Source organism: Salipiger sp. HF18, assembly GCF_011806505.1.
Lineage (GTDB): Bacteria > Pseudomonadota > Alphaproteobacteria > Rhodobacterales > Rhodobacteraceae > Salipiger > Salipiger thiooxidans.
In genome coordinates this window covers 1-3,354 of sequence record NZ_JAATOS010000430.1, presented here as the reverse complement: position 1 = coordinate 3,354, position 3,354 = coordinate 1, and the positions used below count along the sequence as shown (strand labels likewise).

General features: G+C 67.7%; 1 protein-coding gene and 1 pseudogene. Both read right to left on the bottom strand.

Going from position 1 to position 3,354, the window contains the following annotated elements:
* The coding region (locus tag HC022_RS21850) for a sigma-54 dependent transcriptional regulator (RefSeq protein ID WP_167453812.1) at positions 1-1,269 on the bottom strand (1,269 nt) is incomplete at its 3' end.
* Positions 1,266-3,354 (bottom strand): annotated as a pseudogene (locus HC022_RS21845) (ATP-binding protein); the annotation flags it as partial. The gene HC022_RS21850 and the pseudogene HC022_RS21845, both read right to left, overlap by 4 nt.

Sequence of the window (3,354 nt, the reverse complement as noted above, 5' to 3'; positions counted from 1 at the left end):
GAAGCGGTTGATCTGGGTGAGCAGGTATTCCCGCTCGAAGGCCTCGCGCGCCTCGCGCAGCGGCAGGGTGGCCAGCGTGCCCGAAAGCACCACGCGGCCTTCCTCGTCGCCACCCGAGGGCGCCTCCTGCGGCAGCTCGCGCGCCTCGATGGGCCCGGTCCCCTCGCCGAGGATCAGCACCCGTTCCACGAGGTTCTTGATCTTCCTCACGTTGCCCGGCCAGATCATCGTCTGCATCAGCGCCACGGCGTCTTCGGACAGGCGGCGCAACGGCAGGCCCTGCGACTTGTTGCAGGCGTCGATGAAGTACTCTGCCAGCAGCGGGATGTCCTCGCGCCGGTCCTCGAGGCTCGGCACCGCGATCGGCACTACGTTGAGCCGGTGGTAGAGTTCCTGCCGGAAGCGGCCCGAGGCGATCTCGTCCTCGAGTTCGCGGTTGGTCGAGGAAATCACCCGAAGGTCCACCCGCACCTTGTCCGAGCCACCCACGCGGGTAAAGCTCTGGTCCACCAGCACCCGCAGGATCTTGGACTGGGTGCCGAGCGGCATGTCCGCAACCTCGTCGAAATAGACCACCCCGCCGTGCGCCTGCTCGAGCAGACCCGGCTCGATGCCACGCTCGGCGGTCTCGCGGCCGAAGAGCACCTCTTCCATGGTCTCGGGCTCGACGCCGGCGCAGTTCACCGTGACGAAGGGCCCCTGCGCGCGGCCGGAATGTGCGTGGATGTAGCGCGCCGCCACCTCCTTGCCCGAGCCCGCGGGACCGGACAGCATCACCCGGCCGTTGGACTTGGTGACCTTGTCGAGCTGGCCCACGAGGGCGCGGAAGGCGGGGCTTTCGCCCACCATCTGGCTGACCTCGGTCTCGCGCCGCTTCAGCTTGTTGTTCTCGCGCCGGAGCCGCGACGTCTCCATCGCGCGCCGGATCACCACCAGAAGCTGGTCGATGTTGAACGGCTTCTCGATGAAATCGTAGGCACCCTGCTTGATCGCCGCGACGGCGATCTCGATGTTGCCATGCCCCGAGATGATGATGATCGGGATGTCCGGGTTGTCCCGCTTCACCGTCTTGAGGATGTCGATGCCGTCCATCTTGCTGTCCTTCAGCCAGATGTCGAGGATCAGCAGGCCGGGAGGCTCGGCGTTCACTTCCGCCATGGCCTCGGTGGAGTTTGCCGCCAGTCGCGTGGTGTAGCCTTCGTCCTCGAGGATGTCCCCGATCAGCTCGCGAATGTCGCGCTCGTCGTCGACGATCAGGATATCGCTCATGTCTGCCCCTCTAGTTCGGTAATCACTCTGGTCATGTGTGCCGGCCGTGCCGGCGCCAGCCCGAGCGGCAGACGGACCACCGCCATCGCCCCGGCATGGGAGGCGCCGTCGAATACGGGCGCATCCTCGAGAGCGAGGCTGCCGCCATGCTCTTCGATGATCTTCTTCACGATGGGCAGGCCGAGGCCGGTGCCCTTGTCGCGGGTTGTCACGTAGGGCTCGAAGAGCCGTGCCCGGTCCTCGGGCAGGCCGATGCCGTTGTCCGCGATGCGGATCTCGGCACGGCCGTCGCGCTCGGCGAGGCTGACGCGGATCTCGGGGCTGTAGCCCTCGGGCGCGCCCCTCTCGGTCAGGCTCTCGATGGCCTCGCCGGCGTTCTTGATGAGGTTGGTCAGCGCCTGCCCGATCATCGTGGCGTCCAGCTCGGACGGCATCTCGTTGTCGGGAAGGTCAATCACGAAACGCACGCCGGGCTGGCCGGTCTCCTGCAGCAGCACCGCGCCGCGCAGCAACGAGACCACGTCCTCGGGTTTGCGGTCGGGCTCGGGCATTCGCGCGAACTTGGAAAACTCGTCGACGATGCGGCGCAGGTCCTCGGTCTGGCGCACGATGACCTCGGTCATCTGGTCCAGCTTCACGGCATCCTCGCCCTCGAGCTGGCGGCCGAACTTGCGCTTGATGCGCTCGGCCGAGAGCCGGATCGGGGTCAGCGGGTTCTTGATCTCGTGGGCGATGCGGCGCGCCACATCGCCCCAGGCGGCCATGCGCTGCGCGCTCACCAGGTCGGTGACGTCGTCGAAGGCCACCACGAAGCCTTCGAGCGAGCCGTTGGCGCGACGCCGCACCGACATGCGCACCAGAAGGTGCTCGAGCCGGCCCTCGCGGCTCACCTTCACCTCTTCCTGCGCGGTCTCCTGCCCGGTGTCGCGCAGCTTCTCGAAAAGCGCGCCGAACTCGGGAACGGCGACGGTGATCGGAACTTCGGACTTGGTCTCCTGCCAGCCGAGCAGGCGCTCGGCCGAGCGGTTCACGAAGGTGACGCGGCCACTGTCGTCGAGCCCGACGACGCCCGAGGTCACCGAGGACAGCACGCTGTCGAACAGCCGCTGGCGGCGTTCGATCTGGCGGGTGTTCTCGAGCAGCGTCTCGCGCTGCCCCTTCAGCTGGCGGGTCATCTGGTTGAAATAGCGCCCGAGCATTGAGATCTCGTCATCGCCCTCTTCCTCGATCACCTGCACCTCGAGATCGCCCGCGCCGACGCGCTGCGCGGCACCGGCAAGGCGGCCCACGGGACGGGCGAGGCGCTCGGCGAACCACAGGCCCAGCCAGATCGCGGCAAGGATCAGCAGCACGGCGAAACCGAGGTAGAGCAGCGCGAAGTCGAAAAGCCTGCGGCCCCGTTCGCTTTCCTACTGCTGGTAGAACTGCGCGGTGGCCTGCGTCTGGTCGAGCAGGTTCAGCAGGTTCCCGTCGACCTCGCGGCTGACATAGAGGTAGCGGTCGGCGAAGGCGTCGAGCGGGATCAGCGCCCGAAGCTCGTGGATGTCCCAGTCGGGGACCATGACAACGCCCTGTTCGTCCGCCTGCGCAAGCTGCGCGATGGTGGGCTGCTCGTAGTCGAAGAGGTAGGAGCGTTCGCCGCGGGCCCGGATCTCGCCCGCGCCGTCGATGACATAGGCCTCGCGCAGGCCGCGCTGGATCTGGCCCTGTCCCTGCCCGAGGATCTGGCGGATGTCGCCGTCATCGAGCGCGAAATTGGCGCGGCGGGCGGCGTCGATGAAGCGGGCCAGCGCCTCGACATCCTCGGCCAGCCCGTGGCGCTGCTCGGCCTCGTAGGCCTCGGCAGCGGCGAGCGAGGCGCCCACCACGTTCTGCACCCGGCTCGAGAACCACGTCTCGAGGCCGATGTTGATGGTCAGCACGGCGAAGACGGCGACGGTCACGGTGGGTAGAAGCGCCATGAGCGCGAAAACGCCTGTGAGCCGGAGGTGCAGGCGGGATCCTGCCGACTGCGCCCGCCGGTCGGCCACCATGCGGGCGACACGGGCCAGAACCAGCGTCGCCAGCAGCAGCACGTAGACCAGA